At 71.3% G+C, this 15,713-nt stretch carries 13 protein-coding genes; 2 read left to right on the forward strand and 11 right to left on the reverse strand.

Annotated elements, in window-relative coordinates:
* Nucleotides 1-221: 221 nt before the first annotated feature.
* From VGC13_RS07960 to VGC13_RS07970, 3 genes are read right to left on the reverse strand one after another with little or no spacing between them, the layout of a single operon-like run.
* Nucleotides 222-1,049 carry a purine-nucleoside phosphorylase gene (locus tag VGC13_RS07960; protein ID WP_331124701.1) on the reverse strand — a complete coding sequence of 276 codons (828 nt, stop codon included), beginning with the start codon at nucleotides 1,047-1,049 and terminating at the stop codon, nucleotides 222-224.
* On the reverse strand, nucleotides 1,049-1,570 hold the full coding sequence (locus VGC13_RS07965) for a DivIVA domain-containing protein (RefSeq protein WP_331124702.1): 522 nt from the start codon (nucleotides 1,568-1,570) through the stop codon (nucleotides 1,049-1,051). Before VGC13_RS07965 ends, VGC13_RS07960 begins: the two co-directional genes overlap by 1 nt.
* Nucleotides 1,567-2,262: a YggS family pyridoxal phosphate-dependent enzyme gene (locus VGC13_RS07970; protein WP_331124703.1), complete on the reverse strand. Its 696-nt coding sequence runs from the start codon at nucleotides 2,260-2,262 to the stop codon at nucleotides 1,567-1,569. The genes VGC13_RS07965 and VGC13_RS07970 overlap by 4 nt, the downstream gene beginning before the upstream one ends.
* A 364-nt stretch (nucleotides 2,263-2,626) precedes the next feature.
* Between VGC13_RS07970 and VGC13_RS07975 the strand changes: the two genes are divergently transcribed.
* Both VGC13_RS07975 and VGC13_RS07980 read left to right on the forward strand, forming a co-directional pair.
* The gene (locus tag VGC13_RS07975) at nucleotides 2,627-4,633 is read left to right on the forward strand and encodes an Ig-like domain-containing protein (RefSeq protein ID WP_331124704.1); all 2,007 of its coding nucleotides are present in this window, start codon (nucleotides 2,627-2,629) and stop codon (nucleotides 4,631-4,633) included.
* Nucleotides 4,634-5,122: 489 nt separating this feature from the next.
* Nucleotides 5,123-6,649 (forward strand): hypothetical protein, encoded by a 1,527-nt coding sequence (locus VGC13_RS07980; RefSeq protein WP_331124705.1) that lies wholly within the window; start codon nucleotides 5,123-5,125, stop codon nucleotides 6,647-6,649.
* Between the two features lie 80 nt (nucleotides 6,650-6,729).
* On the opposite strand, the gene cdaA is transcribed toward VGC13_RS07980, so the two are convergent.
* From cdaA to VGC13_RS08020, 8 genes are all read right to left on the reverse strand, one after another.
* Nucleotides 6,730-7,533, reverse strand: a complete 804-nt coding sequence (gene cdaA, locus VGC13_RS07985; protein WP_331124706.1) for a diadenylate cyclase CdaA — start codon at nucleotides 7,531-7,533, stop codon at nucleotides 6,730-6,732.
* Complete coding sequence (gene folP / locus VGC13_RS07990) at nucleotides 7,530-8,327, reverse strand: dihydropteroate synthase (RefSeq protein WP_331124707.1); 798 nt, start codon at nucleotides 8,325-8,327, stop codon at nucleotides 7,530-7,532. Before folP ends, cdaA begins: the two co-directional genes overlap by 4 nt.
* 777 nt (nucleotides 8,328-9,104) lie before the next feature.
* Entirely contained in the window at nucleotides 9,105-11,093 is a 1,989-nt protein-coding gene (gene ftsH / locus VGC13_RS07995) for an ATP-dependent zinc metalloprotease FtsH (protein ID WP_331124708.1), read from the reverse strand.
* 73 nt (nucleotides 11,094-11,166) lie between these two features.
* Nucleotides 11,167-11,727, reverse strand: a complete 561-nt coding sequence (gene hpt, locus VGC13_RS08000; protein WP_331124709.1) for a hypoxanthine phosphoribosyltransferase — start codon at nucleotides 11,725-11,727, stop codon at nucleotides 11,167-11,169.
* Entirely contained in the window at nucleotides 11,728-13,098 is a 1,371-nt protein-coding gene (gene tilS, locus VGC13_RS08005) for a tRNA lysidine(34) synthetase TilS (protein ID WP_331124710.1), read from the reverse strand. It lies immediately after the preceding gene.
* A 517-nt stretch (nucleotides 13,099-13,615) separates the two neighbouring features.
* On the reverse strand, nucleotides 13,616-14,155 hold the full coding sequence (locus VGC13_RS08010) for a BON domain-containing protein (protein WP_331124711.1): 540 nt from the start codon (nucleotides 14,153-14,155) through the stop codon (nucleotides 13,616-13,618).
* Between the two features lie 91 nt (nucleotides 14,156-14,246).
* Nucleotides 14,247-15,140 carry a glycerophosphodiester phosphodiesterase gene (locus tag VGC13_RS08015; protein WP_331124712.1) on the reverse strand — a complete coding sequence of 298 codons (894 nt, stop codon included), beginning with the start codon at nucleotides 15,138-15,140 and terminating at the stop codon, nucleotides 14,247-14,249.
* Between the two features lie 10 nt (nucleotides 15,141-15,150).
* Nucleotides 15,151-15,666 (reverse strand): hypothetical protein, encoded by a 516-nt coding sequence (locus VGC13_RS08020; protein WP_331124713.1) that lies wholly within the window; start codon nucleotides 15,664-15,666, stop codon nucleotides 15,151-15,153.
* Between the last annotated feature and the right edge of the window lie 47 nt (nucleotides 15,667-15,713).

Here is a 15,713-nt window from a genome sequence, read left to right on the forward strand (position 1 = left end):
TGGGAGATTAGAGCGATTCACGGGGTTACTCCAGCCACTCCGCCCGGGCGCCCCTCATTTCCTTATGCGTTGCGCGGAGCACATCCAGCCCCCACCGCCGCACCGAGTTCGGTTCTCGTTAGGCAAAGCATCCACGAGGCTAACTAGCCCTAGCGCCGCATCAGTCCTAGGCGGGCTCTCCGAAATTTGGGTGCAACGGCAGGCCTCCGTCCACTGGACGGCTACAGCCGCTCGACCACGCCCTCCACCAGCGCCGTCAGGCTGGGCTCGGCGCGGCCGGCGGTGGCGATGATCTGCGCGATGTTGGCGGGCTCCAGCGCGTCGGGAAGGCACTGGTCGGTGATGATGGAGACGCCCATCACCCGCATTCCCCCGTGCACCGCCACGATCACCTCGGGCACCGTCGACATCCCCACCACGTCCGCGCCCATCGTGCGCAGCATGCGGTACTCGGCGCGCGTCTCCAGGTTGGGGCCGGGGACGGCGACGTACACCCCGCGGCGCAGCGTGACCTGCCGCTCCAGCGCCACCTCCACCGCGAGCTTCTGCAGCTCCAGGTCGTACGGCTGCGACATGTCCGGAAAGCGCGGGCCCAGGTCGTCCGCGTTGGGCCCGATGAGCGGGTTGTCGCCCAGCAGGTTGATGTGGTCCGCGATGAGCACCAGGTCGCCGGGCCCCCAGAACGGGTGCATCCCCCCGCACGCGTTCGAAACCAGCAGCGTGTCGGCCCCCAGCGCCCGCATCACCCGGACGGGAAAGGTCACCTGCTCCAGCGTGTACCCCTCGTAGCGGTGGAAGCGGCCCTGCATGGCCACGACCGGCTTGCCGCCCAGCGTTCCCAGCAGCAGCCGCCCCGTGTGCGTCTCCACCGTGCTGAGCGGAAAGCCGGGGATCTCCTCGTAGGGGATGGACGCCTCCACCTGGATGCGCGCCGCCAGCCCGCCCAGCCCCGTTCCCAGGATGATGCCGATGCGCGGCTGCGTGGTGCTCCGCGCGCGGATGGCGCCGGCCGCCGCCGCGATGCGCTCCGCCAGGCTCGCCTCCGCCATCACCCCCCCTGCCCGTCGGAAGCCAGCGACGACTCGTCCGCGTCGCCGCGGCCGATGGAGGCGGTGCGGTCCTCCTCCTGCTCGATGTCCTGCAGCTGGCGCTCGACCAGCGTGCGGAACAGGCGCAGAAAGCGCACGCGCTGGCCCTGGATGCGGCGCAGCGCCTCGGCGGCGGCGGTGGCCTGGCGGCGCGCCTCGCCCACGATGCGGTCGGCCTCGGCGCGGGCCTCGCGCAGCACCAGGTCGGCCTCGCGGGCCGCCTGCTCGCGCATCTCCTCGCGCAGCTGCTGCGCGCTCACCAGGGCCTCGTTCATGGCCCGCTCGCGCACGCGGTAGTTGCCGATGGACTCGGTCATCGACTCCAGCCGCGCGCTGGCCATCACGTTCTCGCGCACCAGCTCTTCCATCCGCGCGCTGACGGTGTCCAGGAAGTCGTCCACCGCGGCCGTGTCGTAGCCGCGCACGGCGCGCCGGAAGTCGCCCTTCTTCTTCTTTACGTCCAGTGGTGTAAGGTCGATCATCGCCCGCGTTCTCCGAACAGGGTGGAGCCCACCCGGACGAGGGTGCTTCCCTCCTCCACCGCGGCCTCGAAGTCGTTGCTCATCCCCATGGAAAGGTGCCGCCCGGTGAAGGCCGGCACCTGCCGCCGGGCCTCGTCGCGCAGCCGCCGCGCGCCCGCGAAGGTGCGGCGGACGACGGCCCCGTCGTCCGTGAACGGCGCCATCGTCATCAGCCCCTCCAGCCGCAGCCCCGGCAGCGCCGCCATCCGCCCGATGGCGTCCACCGCCTCGTCCGGCGCCAGCCCGAACTTGCTCTCCTCGCCCGACGTGTTCACCTGCACCAGCGCGGGAACCACCACGCCCCCCTTCACCGCCTCGGCGGAAAGGGCCTCGGCCAGGCGCAGCGAGTCCAGCGAGTGCACCAGGTCGGCGATGGCCACGGCGCGGGCGGCCTTGTTGCGCTGCAGGTGGCCGATCAGGTGCCAGCGCACGGCGCCGCGGCCGATCTCGCCCACCTTGTCGTCCATCTCCTGCACGCGGTTCTCGCCCACGTCGGCCACGCCGGCCTCGATCGCCGCGCGGACGATGTCCGCCGGATGGGTCTTGGTCACCGCCACCAGGGTGACCTCGTCGGACCGGCCGGCGCGCGCCCGCACGGCCTCGATCCGCTCGCGCACCTCCGCCACCCGCGCCCTCAATTCATCTGCGTTCATAGCCCTGGGAACGTACGTGGCGGCGGGAGCGCGAGCAAGCGATCCGGGAGCGGTGCGACACGAGGGCACCGCACGCGGGCCGCGCCGTGCCCGCCCCCCGCGGCTCCCCGGCTCCGAGGAACGAAACAGATGACGATTGCCAGTGCGGCTGTTTTCCGTCATGTTTGTTCCCCCGCCGGGCGTCAACGCCTCACCGCCCGGCCCACCCGGCCGTTGCGCACCTTTCTTTCGCCGCGGCGGGCCGCGACTCCGCGCACGCGTGGAACGCAGCGACGCGACAGGAACATCCTCCATCCCAACCATCAGGTGGGTCCGCCCCGGCAGGCTCCCCGTCCGCCAGGGTCCACGTACAGAAGGAGCTGGAATGCACACGCAGACCCCGCCACCCGTTCCCCCGGGCGCCCCTCGCGCGACCCCCATCCCCGCCCGGCTGCGCGCCGCCGCGGGCGCGCTGGCCCTTCTGCTGGGCGCCGGGTGCGTGGACCGCACCGCCACCGGGCCGGAGCTCCTGCCGCCTCCGGACGCGCCCGGGCGCACGGCCGTGCTGGCCTGCCGCGCGAACGTACGCACGGGCACGGTCGAGTGCGCGTCCCCCGCTCCCGGGCCGGGCGGCGGATCGGCCGTCATCCTGGGCGGGCAGGGGCTCAACGTGCGGCTGCGGAGCAGCAATCCGTCGTATGACGGGGCCGACACGTTCCGCGTGGACGTGACGGTGGAGAACCTTACCGGGCAGGCGCTGGGAACCACGGACGGCGCCACGCCCGCGCCCGAGGGGGTGCGCGTGTTTTTCGCCAGCGGTCCCGTCTCGGCCACGGGCGAGGTGGCGGTGGCCAACGCGACCGGCCAGGCGGCCTTCATGGCGGCCGCGCAGAAGTACTTTCAGTACGACGGACTGCTGGCGCCGGGCGACACCACCGCGCCGCTGGAGTGGCGCTTCAGCATGCCGCCCACGGTGGAGTCGTTCGAGTTCGGCGTGTACGTGGCGGCGGCCGTCCCGCACGAGGAGGGATGGCTGCGCCTTGCCCCCTTCCTGCCCAGCGTGGCGGTGGGGGAGTCGATGCCGCTTTCCGCCCAGCGCATGGACGTCGCCGGGCGGCCGCGGGTGAACGGCCCCGTCACCTGGAGCAGCGCGGACAGCACCATCGCGCGGGTGGCGGCGGACGGCACGGTAACGGGGATGGCCGCCGGCACCACGAAGGTGATGGCCACGGACGGCACGCGCACGTCGAGCGTGGAGGTGCACGTGTTCGCGGGGGGTGGCGACGTCGTCCCGCCCACCGCGCACGGGCTCACGCTGGTCCCGGCGCGCGTCTCCGCGAACGGCGCGGACTCCGTCACCGTGTCGCTGCGCCTGACGGACGGGGGGACGGGAACGCGGTTCATGCAGGTCTCCCTGTCCAGCCCCTCGAGCGCGCACACCGCCTCCTGCTCCAGCTGGGAGCCCGCGACGGGAACGCGCGCGGACGGCACGTTCACCTGCCGGGCGCCCATCGTGCCCCACGCCGAGGGCGGCGCGTGGCGCGTGAGCCAGCTGTGGTTCGAGGACGTGGCGGGCAATCGGCGCACGGCCGGCGTGGGCCAGGTGCGTGAGGCCGGCATGCCCTCTCGCGTGTACGTCCACAGCCCCGCGGCGGACCTGCAGGCGCCCACGGTCGCGGGCGCGGCCTTCACCCCCGACAGCGTGGAGGCGAACGGGGTGGACTCGGTGACGATGACGCTGCAGGTGGAGGACGCCGGCTCGGGTGTGGCGCACGTCCAGGTGTGGTTCCGCAACCCGGCCGGCAACACCTTCGAAGGGTGCGAGACCGCCTCGCCGTTCACCGGGACCACGGCGGCCGGCACCTTCCGCTGCCGGCTCGCCATTCCGTCCGGCGCGGAACCCGGCAACTGGCTGCTGGACGCGGTCGCGACAAAGGACGTCACCGGGAACGCGCAGATCCTCTCCACGGCGGCGCTGGATTCCGCCGGGTTCGCCACCACGCTGCAGGTCACCGGTCCACCGGCAGACACGCAGCCGCCCACGCTCACGGACTTTTCGTTCTCCCCCGACTCGGTCGCGGCCAACGGCGCGGACTCGGTCACCATCCGCATGGAGCTCACGGACGCGGGCTCCGGCGGCTACCGCGCCGAGGCAACCTTCAGAAGCCCCTCCAACCAGACGGTCGACTGCCTGGGCTTCCCCGAGGTGACGCCGCACCCCGGAAGCCAGGAGATCACGTGCCGCGTCGCCATCGCGTCCGGCCGCGAGACGGGCGAGTGGCGCGTGCAGATGGTGTGGGTCGACGACGCGAATGGCAACACCCGCCGCTACGAGGCTGAAGAACTGGAGACGCTGGGCTTTCCCGTCACCCTGACGGTCACGGCACCCTGAACTGGAAAGCCCGGGCGAAATTCGGCTCCCGGTCGTGAACGCCTTGTGAAACAAAGGGGGGATGCGGATGAAGTCATACGCATCCCCCTGTTTCTGCGCCCCCGGTATAACGCCGGATCCGGAACGGCCCGCGTCAGCTCCCCGCCAGGCGGCGCGCGGGCGGGGGTTGATGGGGGGGCAGGCCTCCCATCAGCATCTCCTTCAGCTCCTCGGGAGAGAGGCTGCCGAACAGGCGAGGCGCCGCCACCACCCCCTTGACGACAAACCTGAACCCAATTCCGGGGCAGCGCTGCACCAAGTGCGGCGTGTACGCCTCACATCCTCCCCCGTCAGGACTGCCGCCAAACACCTGCGAAATAATGATTTAGGGGATATGGCACCCCGGTCCGTGCGTTGCATTGGGGCCATTACGTTCCAGACCACTCACCGTCCGGACGTCTCGCCGGCAGCTCCGCCGGCGAATCCCTTTCATGAGACGAGGACCACGGAATGCACCATCGTACGCCGCGCGCCCTTGCGGCCGCCGCCGCGCTCGCGCTCACCCTCGGCGCCTGCTCCGACGTGCCCACCACCGCGCCCGGGCGCATCGCCTCCGCCGGCCAGGTGGCCCACACGGTTTCTCCCTCGGGCGCCACGCTCATCTCCAACACGGTCAAGTACCGCGACGCCGGCGGCAAGCCCGCGAAAGGCCGTTCCGGCTCCGCGGCGCTGAAAGCGTTCGCGCTGCAGGGAAAGGACGGCGTGACCGAACTGGAGATCCAGGCGATCCCGGCAGATCCTTACCAGTGGAGGCCCGGAACCATCACCCGTGCACACGTGCGGGCGCTGGACGTGGACAGCACGCCCATGTTCTCGCTAAACCGCAACCAGATCGATACTTGGGCGCACAGCGAGCAGTTCACCACGCTCATGCACGGCCAATTCCTTCAGGTGCAGGCCAACGTCACCGGGATTGATCCCCATCGCACGGACGTGGTGACCGTCGTCGAGCGCGTCAAGCGGCGCCCCGACATCGCCGTAACGCTGGGCCAGATGGCGCCGGAGGTTCCCACCCTGCAGCCGGTTCCCATGCACGCGACGATCAGCGAGTTGAACGGCGACGTGGGCGCGCACGTCGACTGCATGCTGCTGGTGAACGGCATGATCGAAGACTTTGCCTTCGGCGTGTGGGTGGATGCCGGAGACGCGGTCACCTGCGCGTTTACTTACGCGTTCTCTCCCGGCACTCACAATGTGCAGGTGGAGGTGGGCAACGTGTCGCCGGGCGACTGGGACGATGCCAACAACCGCAGCGAGGTGATGCACGTGGAGGCGGTGGGCGGGCCCACGCGGTTCAGCTACGACGCGCACGTCTCCTCGTCGCAGTCGCAGAGCTACTGGAAGGACGAATACCGGTGGCACAATCCCGTCACGCAGGTCCGCGGCGAGAACCTGTCGGAGCACGACGAGGCCATCATCGAAGAGTTTGCCTCCATGTCCGGCTGGATTCCCCGGGCGGTCTCGGGAGAGTTTTTGCTGGAGGTGTCGCAGGCCACCGGCGGGCGCGTGGTGCACACGGATTCGTGGACGGCGTGGGGGCAGGGCTGCACGTTGCGCTCGAGCGGCGGGGTGGCCTTCTACCTGTGCAGCTTCGGCTCCAGCGGGTGGGCGGACACGTGGTTCAAGTACACCCGGAACGCGGGCTCCGTCACCTATCACAGCCGGTCCTACTACCGCGAGTGGGATGAAGGCACCGGCGAGGACCTCTACTACTACCACGACAACGAGTCGTCGGAACAGGACTTTGGCCCCCTCGCCGGCTTCGGTGACGACTACGCCTTTCACGTCCGCGTGACCGACGGTGACGTGGTGCTCACGGCCGACAGCGAGTTCCCGCTGGTGCCCTACGAAGAGTCGCGGGACGACACGTACTGCAGCGGCTGGACTGATCCCTGGGACGGCTTTACCTCCGAGTGGTGCTCCGTGATCCGGCAGTCCACCCGGGGGCGCAGCGGATCGGACCGCAGCGACTGGTGATCGCGCCCTCCACGTGCCCGTGAAGACGCCCGCCCCCAAACCGGGGGCGGGCGTGATCGTTTTACCGCCGACCGTGCCCGTCAGCTCCCCGCCAGGGCGGCGCGCGGGCCGGGGTTGATGGGGGGCGGGCCCTCGATCAGCATCTCCTTCAGCTCGTCGGGCGAGAGGCCGCGGAACAGGCGGCCGCCGTGGGCCAGGGTGATGGCGCCCGTCTCCTCCGACACCACCACGACCAGCGCGTCCGTCTCTTCCGAAAGGCCCAGCGCGGCGCGGTGGCGCGTGCCCAGCGAGCGGTCGGTGACGGGCTGCTGCGTCAGCGGCAGGATGACGCCCGCCGCCACGATGTCGTCGCCGCGGATGACCGCCGCGCCGTCGTGCAGCAGGGAGTACGGGGTAAAGATGTTCAGCAGCAGCGCGTCGTTCACGCGGGCCTGCAGGGGCGTTCCCGTCTCCAGGTACTCGCCCAGCCCCACCTCGCGCTCGATGGCGATGATGGCGCCCACCTTGCCGCGCGACATCTCTTCCACCGCCTGCACCACCTCTTCGGCCACCGCCGTCTGCTCCAGGCGCGAAAAGAAGCGCAGCAGCCGGTTCTGCCCCAGCTGCGCCAGCGCGCTGCGCAATTCGGGCTGAAAGACGACCAGCGCCGCGATCACGCCGAACTGGAACACCGTCTCCAGCAGGTACTCCACCAGCGACAGGTCCAGCACCCGCGCCGCCGCGTAGATGGCCACCACCACCACCAGCCCCAGCAGCATCTGGATGGCGCGCGTCCCCGCCAGCACCAGCAGCACCCGGTAGACCACCGCCGCGACGATCAGGATCTCCAGCAGGTCCTTCCAATCGGGCGCCAGGAAGCCGATGCGCTCCACCAGCCCGTTCACGGCGCCCTCGCCGGAATGCGGAGGACGGCCCAGGCCACGTCCAGCGCCTGCCGCGCCGCGCGCACGTCGTGCACGCGGAACAGGCGTGCCCCGCGCGCCAGCCCCGCCACGCACGCGCCCACCGTCCCCGCGTCGCGGGCGTCCGCCGGCACGCCGCCCAGCAGTGCGCCGATGAACGACTTGCGCGACGCCCCCAGCAGCATCGGCCGCCCCAGCTGCGCGCCGATGCGGTCCAGCGACGCGATCAGCTCCAAGTTCTGCTCCGCCGTCTTGGCGAAGCCGATCCCGGGGTCCAGCACCACCCGCTCCCGCGCGATCCCCGCCGCGTCCGCGCGGGCCAGGGATTCCGCCAGCTCCGCCGCCACGTCGTCCACCACGTCCCCGTAGTCCGTCAGCCGCTGCATCGTCTCGGGCGTGCCGCGCATGTGCATCAGCACCAGCCCCGCGCCCGAGGGCGCCACCACGGACGCCATCTCCGCGTCCGCCAGCCCCGACACGTCGTTGACGACATCCGCCCCCGCCGCCAGCGCCTCGCGCGCCACCGCCGCCCGGCGCGTATCCACCGACACCGGAAGGTCCAGCGCCTCGCGGAGGGCGCGCAGCACCGGCACCACCCGCGCCGCCTCCTCGTCCGCCGAGACCGGCGGCGCCCCCGGCCGCGTGGACTCGCCGCCCACGTCGACGATGTCCGCCCCCTCCGCCGCCATCCTTCGCGCCTGCGCCACCGCGTCCGCCGGATCCAGGAACCGCCCGCCGTCGCTGAAGCTGTCCGGCGTCACGTTGAGGATGCCCATGACGACCGGGCGCTCCAGGGCCAGCGCGCCGCGGCGAAGCTCCCAGCGCCCGGTCGTGAGTGCCGAGTGCCGAGGATCGAGTGCCCGGTGCCCAGTGCCCAGTGCCCGGTGCGAAGCGCGCGGCGATCCCTCCGCCGCGTCGTCCTGGGCACCTGAACCTTGAACCTGGGCACGGGTCGTCATCATACCCGCGAACCTAGCGAACGCAAAAGCGCAAAGGCAAGCCGTGGGAGAGGATCCAGGGCTCAGTGCCCGAGATTGTGGCGACGGAAGGCGAATCCTCAGACCAGATTCGAACAAACTCTCACCTGAGAGGGGGCGCTACGCGATGCTTCCTTTGCCCGGGAGCGCGACGCCGACCGAAGGATCTTTATACCGAACCGGGAAAAACAACACCTTTAGAGTACAGAGGAACAGAGTCAGACAGAGGAACTAAGATGATATTTCAGCTCGCATTCTCTGTCTGACCCTGTTCCTCTGTACGATCATTCTTTTCAGGATCTGGTATTACGCTGGACGGCGGGATCGTTCCGTGACGCGGGATTTCCGGGCTCTGCCCGGAAAGGGGTTCCGCGCGAGGGGAGGGAGATTCTTCGGTCGCGCCAACCGGCTCCGCGGTTTTCCCGGAAGGCTGGGGCGGGCGCTCCCTCAGAATGACAGGTGTTTCCTCCGGATCTGGTCCACCAACGAAAACGCGAAGGCGAGCATCGCTCGCCTTCGCGTTCCGTGTGCGGCGTACTTCCGCACTCACGCACCTGCGCACTCACGCACTTGTCCCTACGCCAGCCGCGGCTTGAGCTCCGGCGTAGGCGGCTTGGCGCGCTCGGGCGTGGGGGCGGGAAGCTCGGCCACCTCGGGCGGGCCGGGGATGTCGATGCTGCGGATGGGCGGCAGCGGCTTGCCGGCCAGCAGCAGGTCCACCTCTTCGCGCGTCAGCGTCTCGCGCTCCAGCAGGTTGTTGGCGACGGCGTGCAGCAGGTCCACCTGCTCGTGCAGCGTCTGCCGCGCGCGGCCCAGCGCCTCGTTCAGCACCCGCGCCACCTCGGCGTCCACCAGCTCCGCCGTCTTTTCCGACACCTCGCGGCGGTGGCCGATGTCGCGCCCCAGGAACACCTCGTGCTCGCCCTCGGCGATGGCCACCGGGCCGATGGCGTCGGAAAGGCCCCACTGCGTCACGTAGCGGCGGGCCAGGCTGGTGGCCTGCTGGATGTCGCTGCTGGCGCCCGTGGTCACCCGGTCGCGGCCAAAGACCAGCTCCTCGGCCGCGCGGCCGCCGTACGTCATCACCAGCTTGGCCTCCAACTGCTGGCGGGTGATGGAGACGCGGTCGTCCTCGGGAAGGGTGAACGCCAGCCCCAGCGCACGGCCGCGCGGCACGATGGTCACCTTGTGCAGCGGGTCGTTGCCCGGCACCGTCATGGCGCACACCGCGTGGCCCGCCTCGTGGTACGCCGTCAGCCTGCGCTCGTCCTCCTTCATGACGTACGAGCGGCGCTCGGCGCCCAGCATCACCTTGTCCTTGGCGTCCTCGAAGTCCGCCATCTGCACCTTCTCGCGCCCCCGGCGGGCAGCCAGCAGCGCCGCCTCGTTCACCAGGTTGGCCAGGTCGGCGCCGCACATCCCGGGTGTGCCGCGGGCCAGCACGCCCACCTTCACGTCGTCGCCCAGGGGCACCTTCAGCATGTGCACCTTGAGGATCCCCTCGCGGCCGCGCAGGTCGGGCGCGTCCACCACGATCTGGCGGTCGAAGCGGCCGGGGCGCAGCAGCGCGGGGTCCAGCACGTCGGGGCGGTTGGTGGCGGCGATCAGGATGACGCCGTCGTTCCCCTCGAACCCGTCCATCTCCACCAGCAGCTGGTTCAGCGTCTGCTCGCGCTCGTCGTGCCCGCCGCCCAGCCCGGCGCCGCGGTGGCGGCCCACCGCGTCGATCTCGTCGATGAAGATGATGCAGGGCGCGTGGCTCTTCCCCTGCTCGAACAGGTCGCGCACCCGGCTGGCGCCCACGCCCACGAACATCTCCACGAAGTCCGAGCCCGACATGCTGAAGAACGGCCGCCCCGCCTCGCCCGCGACCGCGCGGGCCAGCAGCGTCTTCCCCGTTCCCGGGGGACCCACCAGCAGCGCGCCCTTGGGAATGCGCCCGCCCAGCCGGCCGAACTTCTTGGGGTCCTTCAGGAACTCCACGATCTCCTGCAGCTCGGCCTTGGCCTCTTCGGCGCCGGCCACGTCGTCGAACGTCACCTTGGGGGTGTCGCCCGTGAGCATGCGCGCCTTGCTCTTGCCGAACTGGAAGGCCTTGTTGCCGTTGGCCTGCATCTGCCGGAAAAAGAAGATCCACAGGCCGATGATGAGCAGCCAGGGAAGCGCGCGCACCAGCACCTCGGCCACGCCCACCTGCGGCTCGCGGGCCTTGATGCGCACGCCGGCCGCTTCGAGCCGCTTGATCAGGTCTTCGGAGTCGCTGACCGGCGCGCGGGTGCGAAAGCTGTTCACCGTCAGCTTGCGCTGCTCGTTGCGCCACGGCGTCTTTACGCGGCCCTCCAGCAGCTTGCCGTCGATGACGGTGACCTCCTGGACGTTGCCCGAGGCCAGCTGCGCCAGGAACTCGGAGTAATCCAGGTCGCGCACGGGCTGCGTGCGGCTGCTGGTGACCTGCACCGCCAGGATGGAGACCATCACCAGCAGCAGCCAGAACCCGGCCGTGCGAGACACCTTGCCCAGCCGGGGGGGCTGGGGCTTGGGCGTGCCCTTTTCTTCGTCTGCCATGGACTATCCTTCTGCACGCGGGCGCCGGTGGGGCGCCGCGCTCAAGATTGCGACGAACCCCGCAACGCGCCGTTCAGGGGTCGATGACGCCCACGAACGGGAGGTTGCGGTACTTTTCGGAATGGTCCAGCCCGTACCCGATCACGAACTCCTGGGGGCAGTCGAACCCCACCCAGCGGGGCTCCTTCACCAGCCCCTGGGCGATGTGCTTGTGCAGCAGCGCGCAGATCTCCAGCGACTTCGGCTGGCTGGCCTCCAGGATGGGGAGCAGCCGGTTCAGGGTGGTGCCGCTGTCCACGATGTCCTCCACCAGCACCACGTGCTTGCCGGTGACGCTGGCCTCGCGGGCGTACAGCAGCTTTACGTCGCCCGACGACTCCGTCCCCGCGCCGTAGCTGGAGACGATCAGGAAGTCCACCTCCATGGGCCGGCGGATCTGCCGCACCAGGTCGCTGAGGAAGATGAACGATCCCTTCAGCAGCCCCAGGACCAGGAGGTCTTCGCCCTCGGGGATGTCGCGGGTGATCTGCTCGCCCAGCTGGCGCACCCGCTCGGCGATCTGCTCTTCGCTGAACAGCACGTGCGAAAGGGGCTGCCCGCCGGTGCGGGCCAGGGTTTCTGGGGTGGTCGGCATTCAAAAGACGGACAGGGTGATGAACGGCTCTCCGGGCGCGGGACCGGCGCCCTCGGCACGCGCCACGCCGGGCACCCACAGCACGGCGCCCGCGGCGTCGGCCAGCACGGGAAGCGTGCCCCGCACCCGCACCGGCACGCGCGCCTCGCCCAGCAGCTTTTTCAGCGGGCGCGTTCCGGCGCGGGTGCGTACGCGGTCGCCGGGGGCCCTGCCCCGCAGCGTAAGCGGAAAGCGGACGCGGTCGATGGCCATGCGCATCGTCCGCCCGTCCTCCGCCGCACCGTCCTCCCCCGTCCACCAGCGCGCCGTCCACCGCGCCCCGCCCACGCAAAGGCGCCCCTCACCGGCGGCGTCTTCGCGCGCGATCACCAGCGGCTCGTCCGGCGGCGCATTGGGCGCCTCGCCGGGGTCGCGCTCCACGCGCGCGTGGCCGAACTCGGTGGTAATGCGGATGCCGCCGGGAAGGGTGCAAACCCTTCCGCTGGGTGCATGGCTGATAAACTGAAGCGCCATGCGGGTTCCCGCGCGGTCCGGCGCAATCCCCAGCCGGCGCAGCGCCGCGCGAAGCACGCGCGCGGCAATCCGCGAATCATAAGCCGCAAGACGTTCCCGGACAAGCACAAGCGCCCCTTCCTCCTCAACCGCCGTTTCCGCCAGCAGCGGCTGCAGCACGGCGTCCCACGCGGCCTCGTCCTCCCGCGCGAGCTCCGCCAGGCGGGCCAGGCTGCGGCGGGCGCCCGGCGCCACGTGCCGCTCGATGGCGGGAAGCAGCCGCAGGCGGATACGGTTGCGGGCCGCGTCCACCCGCGCGTTCGTCGGATCCTCGCGCCACGCCAGCCCCGCCGCGCGTGCGTAGCGAAGGATCTCCGCGCGGGGAAACGGCAGCAGCGGGCGCACCAAGCCGCCCGCGCCGCGGGGCGGAATGCCGGCCAGGCCCGGGAGCCCGGTGCCGCGCAGCACGCGAAAGAGCACGGTCTCGGCCTGGTCGTCCGCGTGGTGCGCGGTGGCCAGGAACGCGGCGCCGCACGCCGCCTGCGCGCGGCGCAGAAAGGCGTAGCGGGCGTCCCGCGCCTCCTCCTCCGTCCGCGGCGCCGCCTGCGCCCGCTCCTCGATCAGCGGCACCTCCCACACGCGGCAGAGCCCGCGCACCCATGCCGCGTCGCCCTCGCTCCCGGACCGCATCGCGTGGTCGAAGTGCGCCGCCGTCACCCGCAGCCCCGCGTCGTCCGCGGCAAAGCGGAGAAGGTGGAGCAGCGCGACAGAATCGCATCCTCCCGAGACCGCCACCAGCACGTGCGCACCCGTCCCCCGCACCCCGAGCGCATTCAGGCTGCGGCGGAACCGGTCGGGGAACGTGGAGCGCTGGGGCATGCGGGTGGACGGGTGGATTGGATGGTTTATCGGTGGATCGATGGCGAGATCGCGAGAGGCGGAGTGTGGCGCGACCCGCGGGCGCCCCCTCCGCTCGCTTAGGCTCGCACCTCCCCCAAAACTGCTGGGGGAGGTTGGGGTTGCCGATGGATTGGGGCGCGGCGAAGGGGATCACGCTGGCGCCGGACGGGGCTCCCTCTCCCCTCGGCCCCTCTCCCCCGCTGCGCGGGAGAAAGGGGAGAATTCGATCGCGCTTCGGCAGGTATCGAACTGCGCCGGCGGGGGGCCCCTCCCCCGGCCCCTCCCCGTTCGTTCCTCACGGAGAGGGGAGAATTCGATCCCGCTCCGGACGGATTGTCGGGCGCGTCACCCTCCCCCGCGCAGTTTGCGGGGGGAGGGCCGGGGAGGGGGGCGAGTAATGCGAGCCCGGAGGGGGCGGCCTGCGGGTCGCGCCGATCTCAGCCCTCGCCCCAAACAAAATCGCCGCCCGGGCGGGCGGCGACCAGTGGGCGGGCGATCAGCCGTTGCCGCCCTGCCCGCCGGGGCGCGCGGCGCGGTTCACGCCGTCGACCGGCGGGCGCTTGCCGGAGTTCACGGTCAGTTGGCAGTGCACGCCGTGTACCCCCTCCACGTCCCAGGTGTCGTCGGTGGCGTAGCGCACTTCCTGGTAGTCGGGAAGCTCGCCCTTGAGCGTCACCACCCCGTTCTTCACCTCCACCGTAATGGACTCGGCATCCACCCAGGTGTCGTAGAACAGCGCGTCCTCCACGTCCTTGCGCACGTCGTCGTCCGGGCGGGTGCGGCTGCGCAGGCGCTGGTGGTAGGGGCCCAGGCCGTAGCGCGCCGGCCCGTGCATCGGCCCGCTCTCCCACTCCCCGCCGCCAGAGCCGCCGTCCACGCCGCGGCCGTAGTCCGTCTCCGCGCCGCCCCCGCCAAACCCGGTGTGCGGCCGAAAGTCGCCGCCGTACGGGCCGCCGCGCATGGGCGGGCCGCCGAAGTCACGGCCGTACGGGGGCCACGCGGCGGGGCGCCCGCGGTCCTGGTCGTAGCGCGGCATCCAAACCTCCCGGTCTTGAGCGGAGTGTGGTATTCAGAACGGACGAGCGGGCGCGGCGGATCTCCCTCATCCGCCCTCCCGCAAGGCGGCGTCAGGGCCGCAACAACCGTTCCAGCCAGGGCTCCATCTCGTCCGCGGGCGGGCCGGGGGGGAGCGGGCGGCCCGCGCGCTCGTGCAGCACGCGCGCAAGCCGGTCCGGCCGGTCGCTGATGATGCCGTCCACGCCCCACTCCAGCAGCCGCCGCATGTCGGCCTCGTCATCCACCGTCCAGACGTGGATGGCCACGTTGTGGGCGTGCGCCTCGCGGATCCAGCGCGGGCTCAGCACCTGCCGCCCGCCGCCGCGCTCCGGCATCTGAAAGGCGTCCACCGGGGGCCGGTAGTGCCGCGTGGTCTTCGTCAGATGCAGCGCGTAGAAGGCGTACAGGTCCTGCGCGCCCGCGCTGGTGGGCCCCGGATAGTCGTGGAACAGGGCGCGGTTGCGGCTGTCGCCCGCGGCCACCAGGACGCGGTGCTCGGCGCCCGCCTGGCGGATGGTGCGGCGGACGGCCTGCTGCGCGCGGCCGTCCTTGACCTCCACGTTCACCCGCGCGTCCGGCAGCGCCTGCAGCACTTCGAGGAGCGTGGAGAGATGGATGCCGCGCCCGCGGAACGGGTGCGTGGCGCCGCCGTCGGGGGTAAAGCGGAAGCCCGCGTCCAGCCGCCGCAGCTCGTCCACCGTAAAGCCGGCGACGGGGCCGTGGCCGTCGGTGGTGCGGTCTACGGTGGCGTCGTGGATGACGACGCAGTCGCCGTCGCGGGTGGGGTGAACGTCGATCTCAAGCAGATCGGCGCGCCACCAGCCGATGGCGCGCCGAAAGGCGAAGAGGGTGTTTTCGGGAGCGAGGTGCGATCCGCCGCGGTGGGCGATGAGCAGGGGGGCGCCGGCCAGGTAGCGGTGCCCGGGACGCGCGCTGCCGCCGAGCGGAAGCCGGGGAAAGCGCACGCGGGCCGGGTCAGGCGGCGGATTCCAGCCGCTCCTGCTCGGCCGGGGTCAGGCGGTACAGCCGGTACAGCACCAGGTCAATGAGCCGCGCCGTCATCCGCCGCGCCCACACCAGCTTCTGCGAGTCGGCGCCGCCCTCGATGCGGGCGGTGGCGTCGGCGTACCGCTCGCCCAAAAAGACGAGGATCTCCTGCACCGCGTCGGGGTGCGGGCGCGCCGGGGCCAGCGCGTCGGCGGGGACGCGCTCCACCAGCAGCCCCTCGACGAAGGCCAGGAAGCCGGGAAACACCATCTCCGTCAGGTGCCCGCCGGGGATGGCCTCCTCGTCGGTGAGCTCTTCCCACGACAGCTCGTTCCAGTACAGCTCTTCGGCGTCGCTGCGGATGGACTCCATCCGCTCGGCCGAGAGCGGCTCGGCGCCGGCCGCCGCCACGTCCGCGGGGCGCTGCAGCGCGGCACAGACGTGTGTGCGGCGCCGTTCCACGTAGGCCTGACCGGTCTCGGAAAGCACGGCGTTCCTGCTCATGTACTGCGGGCTCCAGACGTTGCTGCGGAGGTCGCTGCGGTTGCCGG

The sequence above is a fragment of the Longimicrobium sp. genome, from assembly GCF_036399255.1.
Classification (GTDB): domain Bacteria; phylum Gemmatimonadota; class Gemmatimonadetes; order Longimicrobiales; family Longimicrobiaceae; genus Longimicrobium.

Coding starts and splice junctions, on each gene's coding strand:
- ftsH (WP_331124708.1), bottom strand. CDS start 11,093: ATGGCAGACGAAGAAAAGGGCACGCCCAAGCCCCAGCCCCCCCGGCTG.
- folP (WP_331124707.1), bottom strand. CDS start 8,327: ATGGGCATCCTCAACGTGACGCCGGACAGCTTCAGCGACGGCGGGCGG.
- hpt (WP_331124709.1), bottom strand. CDS start 11,727: ATGCCGACCACCCCAGAAACCCTGGCCCGCACCGGCGGGCAGCCCCTT.
- tilS (WP_331124710.1), bottom strand. CDS start 13,098: ATGCCCCAGCGCTCCACGTTCCCCGACCGGTTCCGCCGCAGCCTGAAT.
- VGC13_RS08020 (WP_331124713.1), bottom strand. CDS start 15,666: ATGAGCAGGAACGCCGTGCTTTCCGAGACCGGTCAGGCCTACGTGGAA.
- VGC13_RS07960 (WP_331124701.1), bottom strand. CDS start 1,049: ATGGCGGAGGCGAGCCTGGCGGAGCGCATCGCGGCGGCGGCCGGCGCC.
- VGC13_RS07975 (WP_331124704.1), top strand. CDS start 2,627: ATGCACACGCAGACCCCGCCACCCGTTCCCCCGGGCGCCCCTCGCGCG.
- VGC13_RS07980 (WP_331124705.1), top strand. CDS start 5,123: ATGCACCATCGTACGCCGCGCGCCCTTGCGGCCGCCGCCGCGCTCGCG.
- VGC13_RS08010 (WP_331124711.1), bottom strand. CDS start 14,155: ATGCCGCGCTACGACCAGGACCGCGGGCGCCCCGCCGCGTGGCCCCCG.
- VGC13_RS07970 (WP_331124703.1), bottom strand. CDS start 2,262: ATGAACGCAGATGAATTGAGGGCGCGGGTGGCGGAGGTGCGCGAGCGG.
- VGC13_RS07965 (WP_331124702.1), bottom strand. CDS start 1,570: ATGATCGACCTTACACCACTGGACGTAAAGAAGAAGAAGGGCGACTTC.